At 49.4% G+C, this 6,313-nt stretch carries 8 protein-coding genes and 1 pseudogene; all 9 read left to right on the forward strand.

The genetic code is table 11. From position 1 onward, the window contains the following. On the forward strand, positions 1-177 hold a 177-nt coding region (locus JUF21_RS11480), incomplete at its 5' end, for a phage head closure protein (protein WP_203664744.1). Between the two features lie 4 nt (positions 178-181). Continuing rightward, complete coding sequence (locus JUF21_RS11485) at positions 182-379, forward strand: hypothetical protein (protein WP_054662762.1); 198 nt, start codon at positions 182-184, stop codon at positions 377-379. Next, the gene (locus JUF21_RS11490; protein WP_203664738.1) at positions 376-813 is read left to right on the forward strand and encodes an HNH endonuclease; all 438 of its coding nucleotides are present in this window, start codon (positions 376-378) and stop codon (positions 811-813) included. The genes JUF21_RS11485 and JUF21_RS11490 overlap by 4 nt, the downstream gene beginning before the upstream one ends. 101 nt (positions 814-914) lie before the next feature. After that, entirely contained in the window at positions 915-1,385 is a 471-nt protein-coding gene (locus tag JUF21_RS11495; protein WP_054662768.1) for a phage terminase small subunit P27 family, read from the forward strand. Beyond that, positions 1,382-3,085, forward strand: a complete 1,704-nt coding sequence (locus JUF21_RS11500) for a terminase large subunit (protein ID WP_203664740.1) — start codon at positions 1,382-1,384, stop codon at positions 3,083-3,085. The genes JUF21_RS11495 and JUF21_RS11500 overlap by 4 nt, the downstream gene beginning before the upstream one ends. Continuing rightward, the gene (locus JUF21_RS11505; RefSeq protein WP_054662771.1) at positions 3,051-3,230 is read left to right on the forward strand and encodes a hypothetical protein; all 180 of its coding nucleotides are present in this window, start codon (positions 3,051-3,053) and stop codon (positions 3,228-3,230) included. The genes JUF21_RS11500 and JUF21_RS11505 overlap by 35 nt, the downstream gene beginning before the upstream one ends. 4 nt (positions 3,231-3,234) lie before the next feature. Beyond that, positions 3,235-4,417, forward strand: a pseudogene (locus tag JUF21_RS11510) (phage portal protein). Then, the gene (locus tag JUF21_RS11515; RefSeq protein ID WP_203664742.1) at positions 4,404-5,957 is read left to right on the forward strand and encodes a phage major capsid protein; all 1,554 of its coding nucleotides are present in this window, start codon (positions 4,404-4,406) and stop codon (positions 5,955-5,957) included. The pseudogene JUF21_RS11510 and the gene JUF21_RS11515 overlap by 14 nt, the downstream one beginning before the upstream one ends. Before the next feature lie 58 nt (positions 5,958-6,015). After that, complete coding sequence (locus tag JUF21_RS11520) at positions 6,016-6,309, forward strand: head-tail connector protein (RefSeq protein WP_125748843.1); 294 nt, start codon at positions 6,016-6,018, stop codon at positions 6,307-6,309. Positions 6,310-6,313: the final 4 nt, after the last annotated feature.

Consider the following 6,313-nt stretch of genomic DNA (forward strand, 5'->3'; position numbering starts at 1 on the left):
ACTGGCACAGACTTAGAGGACACCATCGCCATCGTGGTACGTCACACTGACGCGCTAGACGACAGCATGATGATAAAGCTGAACAGCACACTGTACACAATTAAGTCTATTGCCTATGACGATGATCCGAACGCGTTTGATATTGTGACGCTCAAGAAGACAACCAAAGGAGCTTAGAACTATGAAAGAATTTGAAGTAGCAGGAACAGAGAAAGAGGTCAACCGCATGCTGACAGCATTCTTTGCGATTCATTCGGTAGAGGTCAAAAGTATTCAGGTATATCAGGAGCCAGCAAATAAACTTCTAGAAATGGAACACCACAAGCTAGTAGTCAGCGTCTACTATGTCGACCAGCAACAAGCAGGCGTATTGGCATGATCATGAAGCTATGTAACCACGCTGGGTGCAACACCATGGTGCCGTTCAATCAACGGTACTGTGACAAGCACCAGCCAGAACCGCGAGCGTCCGACAACGAACGCTATGCACACCGCAAAGAGATTGGTGGTCGCTACTTCCAATTCTACAAGTCGAAGCCATGGCGCAAGCTGTCGTATTCCTATCGCCTAGCACATCCGCTGTGTGAACGATGCAAGGCCAACGGCTTATACGTGCAAGCTGACGTCGTAGATCATATTGTACCGATACGTGTAGACTGGAGCCGACGCTTCGATGAGAGCAACTTACAAAGTCTGTGTAATGCTTGCCATGGCGTGAAGACGAAAGTCGAAGACGCCGCACACTATCCCCATCTAGTTATGGGGGCTAGGTCATGTAATCACGGGAACCAAGCATCCCAGATTAACCATTGAAAATCAGTGATTACCGTAATTAATTATGTAAACTAGAAAATTCGTGTTATAATTAGATTAGATAAGTCTGATCCAAATTATAAAGAAAGGACGTGATAGCAATGGGAGCACCACTGAAATCTATTACGCAAATGCGCGGCACGATGAGCAAGAAGAAGCTCGCCGATCGGCGCGACATGGAAGAATCATTATTTACCTATCAAGAATTGGTTGAGCAGCCCCCTGCATGGCTTGATGACTATGCCGTGACCGAGTGGCAACGTATTGTGCCGTTACTCAAGAAGGACATTCCAGTGAGCGAACTGGACGCTGCCCTGATTGCCAGTCACTGCCAAGCCTATTCTGACATTCAGAAAGCGGCTGAGCTTGTAAAAGAGCAAGGCATGACGGTTGAAACCACTGATAGCGTGAAAGCCAATCCGGCCGTGAAGATGAAGCTAGATGCCACGAACCAGATGATCCGCATCGATGACTTGCTTGGCTTGTCAGTTTACAGCCGGGCTAAGTTAGCAGTGAAGAGCGAGACTAAGAAGAAGCCTGACGACCCGTTCGCGGAGTTGATAGCCCAATGAACTATGCGACTGAATATACTGACAAGGTAATAAGCGGCGACATCGTGGCCGGCAAGAAAATCAAGCAAGCTGCAAGACGTTATCGGCGGGACCTGAAAGCCAGCAAGCGCAAGAAGAACCCATGGCCGTATTACTTCGATGAGGACTTTGCCAACAAAGCCATTGAATTCATCGAACTGATGCCGGCACGTGATGGGTCACCACTCAAGTTAGAGCTGTTTCAGAAGTGGTTGATTTCAGAGCTGTTCGGCTGGCGTGATAAGGAAACCGGCAACCGCCGGTATGATCGAGCCTACATCAGCATGGCACGCAAGAATGGTAAGAGCTTCCTGATGGCTGATCTAGGTGCGTTGTATCTCCTCAGGGAGAACAAGCCAGCCATGAACCGAGAGATCGTCTATACAGCCAACAGCAACGCTCAAGCACACTTAGCATTCGATATGTTGTCTAGCGGCTTACGTCAAGTTTGGAAAGTTTCTACCTCTGTGCGAGAACGTTTGAAGATTAACCGCAACGAGATCATTGACTTGCCGAGCAACAGCCGAGCCGTGCCGCTTGCGTCTGATCTGCACAGCCTAGATGGCTATCAAAGTGACTTGGCTATTATTGATGAGTTCGCCTTAGCTCGTACCGATGAGATTCTACGAACACTCAAATCTGGACAGATCAACAGTGATAACAGTTTACTAGCCGTCATCTCAACGACGGGGCCAGACATGAACGGCCCAATGTATAAGGAATACAAATTCGTTTCCAAAGTCCTAACCGGTCGCGAACAAGCTGATCGGTATTTTATTGCCATTTTTGAGCAGGATAGCAAGGACGAAGCCTTTTCACCAGAGACTTGGGAGAAGTCTAATCCCCTACTGGCTAATGCTGAAAGAGCAAGGACAATGCGGCCTAGCCTGCAAGCAGACGTGGACCTGTCAGCCAAGCAAGGAACATTGCGACCGATCCTCGTCAAGAACTTCAACATGTGGCAATCAGCTAGAGCAGACAGCTACATCAGTCTGGACGACTGGGAGAAAGCTACTATCGATCCGCCAGACACCAAAGGAAAAGACGTGTATATCGGGCTGGACCTCTCCAAGTCTAGTGATCTGACCAGCATCTCATGGCTAGTTCCAGAAGATGGCTACCTGTATGCTGACAGCCATTCATTCGTGGGGACGAAGTACGGACTGGAAGAGAAGATCAAACGTGACGGGTTCGATTACATCAGCGGCACCAGCCGTGGCGAGTGTAGCATTACCAAACTTGACAGCGGCATGATCGACTATGACGAGGTGCTACGCTTCATTCTCGACATGATCGAGCGGAACCACTGGAGTGTGCGCGCCATCTGTTACGATCCGTGGTCATTCGGCTACCTACTGCCAGAATTTGAGAAACGAGACTTACCAATGGTTGAGGTACGCCAAGGCCAGCGCACGCTGTCAATACCGACTGTGCGGTTCCGTGATGATCTCTTTAACGGCCTACTAAAGCATGCCGACAACCAACTACTAGCCTATGCGGTGAACAACGCCATTCTAAAGTATGACGCCAACAACAACCCGATCATCGACAAGGCACACAATGCGACACGGATCGATCCCATAGCGGCTTTAATGAATGCTTACACCATTGCCATGGACCAAAACAAAGAAAGCGAGGTAGCGAACAATGACTTTTATTCGGGCGATGACTTCAGCTTTTAACGCACAGACCGTGCTATTACTGCTAGGCATGATCTGTATCGTCACTGGTATCTGGTGGCTGTTCGGGTGTGGCGTTGGCATGGTAGCAATCGGCGCAGCCCTGATCGCCATCGCAGTCATCATCAACTTCAACAAAGGGAGGTGAAACAATGAGCTTTTTCACGAATGACACAACACAACCTCGCGATGACAACAGCGAACCGTTCCTAGATGCCCTTGTCAGCATGACGAGCAACGACAGCGGCGTTTATGTGGGCGTTCATGCTTTGCGAAACTCGGACGTATTTACGGCGGTGCGCGTGATTGCCAGCGACCTCGCGACTAACCCGATTGAATACAATGACAAGCGTATCAGCGGGTTACTCAACAAGGCCCCTAACGATCACATGACAGCATGGTCGTTCAAGTTTGCCCTAGTGGCCAACATGCTGCTGAATGGTAATAGCTTCGCACGCGTTACTAAGAACCCTAGCGGACAAGTCACCGGCTTCGAGTTTGTTCCAAACAGCCAAATGGTGGTCAAGCAAGACGATACGACCGGCATTATCAGCTACACGTATACGCCCCAGAATGGTCGCTCACAGCGTTTAAGCGCCAGCGAGGTATTTGCACTTCAAGTGCTTCACACAAGATGGATACAAGGGCCTATCGCCTCTTTACAGCTTGCATGATGAAGTTCGGGTGCAACATGCGGGACACAAGCTGCTCAAAGGCTTCTTCAATACCGGTGTCCAAGGGACTGGCCTACTCAAGGTGAACAAGTCCCAGCTTGATGCCAAGGCGAAGGAGAATATCCGATCAAAGTTTGAGGCTGCTAACAGCGGTGACAATGCCCTCAAGACCATCATTCTCGACAATGATATGGACTACAAGCAACTCGAAGTTAATACTGACGTGCTGAATCTAGTCAATTCCAGCGACTGGACAACGAAACAGATTGCCAAAGCGTTCGGATTACCACTAGATCGATTAGGTATTGAGAGCGAGCACTCTAACGCCGTGCAATCAAACCTAGTCTATCTGCAAAACACGCTGGTGCAATACTTCACCTGCTTCACTAGTGAGATGGACGCCAAGCTGTCAACGGGTGACAACCGGTTTAGTTTTAACACAGACAAGCTGTTCAGTGCTGACCCCACGACGATGCAAGAACTAGCCATTAAGGGGCTGCAAGGCGGACTGCTGACCACCAATGAAGCACGCGCTAAGTTAAACTTACCCCCAATTCCCGGTGGTGATGAGATCATGGCCAGCCTGAACTATACGCCGCTAAGCAACCTTGTCACTTACCAAGATAAACAGAAAGGAAGTACGTCTAATGAATCAAGATGACGTAGAAAAGCGCCTGAATCCTGACGCTGATCTAACTGCCGCTGATCCTACCACAGCAGACGACAGTCAAGACCAAGACAATCCAGACACACAGCAACAGGACGACACCACTAGCGGGCCAAAGAAGCTCACCGGCTATGCCGTAGTCTTCAATAGTCCAAGCAAGGATCTCGGTGGTTTTAAAGAAGTCGTTGATCCGCACGCATTCGACAATGTGGATCTATCAGACGTCTATATGGTATCTGATCACGATTTTAGCAAGGTCCTCGCCAGCACTAAAGCCGGCACCCTACAACTTGACGTAGACGACAAGGGACTTCACTTTGAAGCTACTCTCCCCGACACCACCACCGCCAACGATGCGTACACGAATGTCCAAGCTGGAAACCTGTCAGCCATGAGCTTCACTTTCAACGCAGCACCAGATGGTGACACGTTCACTAAGGACGACAGTGGCCAAGTGATCCGTACCATCAAGCAAGTCAAGAGCCTGTTTGACGTCTCACTGGTAGCTATTCCAGCGTATGACGATACCAACGTCCAAGTGGACAAGCGCAGCTACACTGAGTGGCTGAGAACTAATACTGAACAACCAGAAAAGGGAGATAAAACCATGACTGAAAAAACAATTATCGACAACAAAGAACACACCGAGTCCCGCGCGTATGAAGATTACATTCGTAGCATGGGCGAACAACGTGACGGCCTGACCACGACCACTGCCGGGGCTGTCGTTCCTAAAGAAGTCATCGAAGACGTCTGGAATCTAAAGGAATCCGACTATGACTTGGCTAAATACGTGACGGTAAAGCAAGTTGGTACCCCAGTCGGCACCTACCCGATTGCCCTCACCAACAACGGCGTACTGGCCACCAAGGAAGAACTCGCCGACGTGCCAGAAATCGGTGCAACCCTATTCCGTGGTGTCGATTACAAAGTCGCGACCCGGGCTGGCAAGATCTATCTGTCTAATGAACTGGTAGAAGACAGTGAAGTTGATATTGTTGCCGAGGTTAAGAATCAACTCAAGAAGCTGGTACAAAACACGGACAATAGCAACATTATCAGCGTTCTGACTGGCAAGACGGGCACTAACGACAACTTCAAGCACATCACCGGTACCGGCTTAGACGACATCAAGCAAACATTCAATGTTGAGTTAGATCCAGCACTGTCTCTGTCCGTCATCGTCAATCAGGACGCATTTAACTACCTTGATACCCTGAAAGACAGCGAAGGCCGATACTTGTTACAACCTTCAATCACGGCACCATCTGGCAAGCAGCTGTTCGGTGCACCGGTGATCGTGATTGCTAACAAAGTATTGCCGACTGATAAGGCGGGCACCTATCGGATCATCATCGGAGACTTTTCTCAAGCAATTTTCTTAGCCCAGAAGAACGAAGTCAACACCCAGTGGGAACGGTTCGACAGCTACAGCCAAGGCTTGGCAGTCGTGATCCGCAACGACTATGAAGTGGTTGATCCAGACGCTGCTCGAATTGTTGACATCACACCGGTAACCAAGCCAGCAGCTTAATGAAACAGTCTGGGGTGTACCTTGGGGTACGCCCTATTTTTATATAGGAGATGAGCACATGACTGTCACTACTGATGACATTAAAAATAGCCTGCGTGTGCAGACTGATACTGACGACACACTCATTCAAAACTACATTACAGCCGCTCAAGACTACGTCCACAATGCGGTAGACAGCACCGCAGACATTGCCAAGATGGAAGAATACTCACAGTTCAACGTCGCCGTGGCGATGATGACCGAATTCTGGTATCAAAACCGGGGTGAGGTCAGCACGGCGAGTCAAGAACCACCGTATTCAGTGGTCAGCATGATCCAGCAGCTACGTGGCTTGTTCGCAGCAGACGTATAGTATC

The sequence above is a fragment of the Lacticaseibacillus sp. 53-4 genome (assembly GCF_016861805.1).
Classification (GTDB): Bacteria; Bacillota; Bacilli; order Lactobacillales; family Lactobacillaceae; genus Lacticaseibacillus.

Bases quoted from the DNA above. Each gene is read 5' to 3' on its own strand.
- JUF21_RS11485 (WP_054662762.1), top strand. From the start codon at position 182: ATGAAAGAATTTGAAGTAGCAGGAACAGAGAAAGAGGTCAACCGCATG.
- JUF21_RS11490 (WP_203664738.1), top strand. From the start codon at position 376: ATGATCATGAAGCTATGTAACCACGCTGGGTGCAACACCATGGTGCCG.
- JUF21_RS11495 (WP_054662768.1), top strand. From the start codon at position 915: ATGGGAGCACCACTGAAATCTATTACGCAAATGCGCGGCACGATGAGC.
- JUF21_RS11500 (WP_203664740.1), top strand. From the start codon at position 1,382: ATGAACTATGCGACTGAATATACTGACAAGGTAATAAGCGGCGACATC.
- JUF21_RS11505 (WP_054662771.1), top strand. From the start codon at position 3,051: ATGACTTTTATTCGGGCGATGACTTCAGCTTTTAACGCACAGACCGTG.
- JUF21_RS11515 (WP_203664742.1), top strand. From the start codon at position 4,404: ATGAATCAAGATGACGTAGAAAAGCGCCTGAATCCTGACGCTGATCTA.
- JUF21_RS11520 (WP_125748843.1), top strand. From the start codon at position 6,016: ATGACTGTCACTACTGATGACATTAAAAATAGCCTGCGTGTGCAGACT.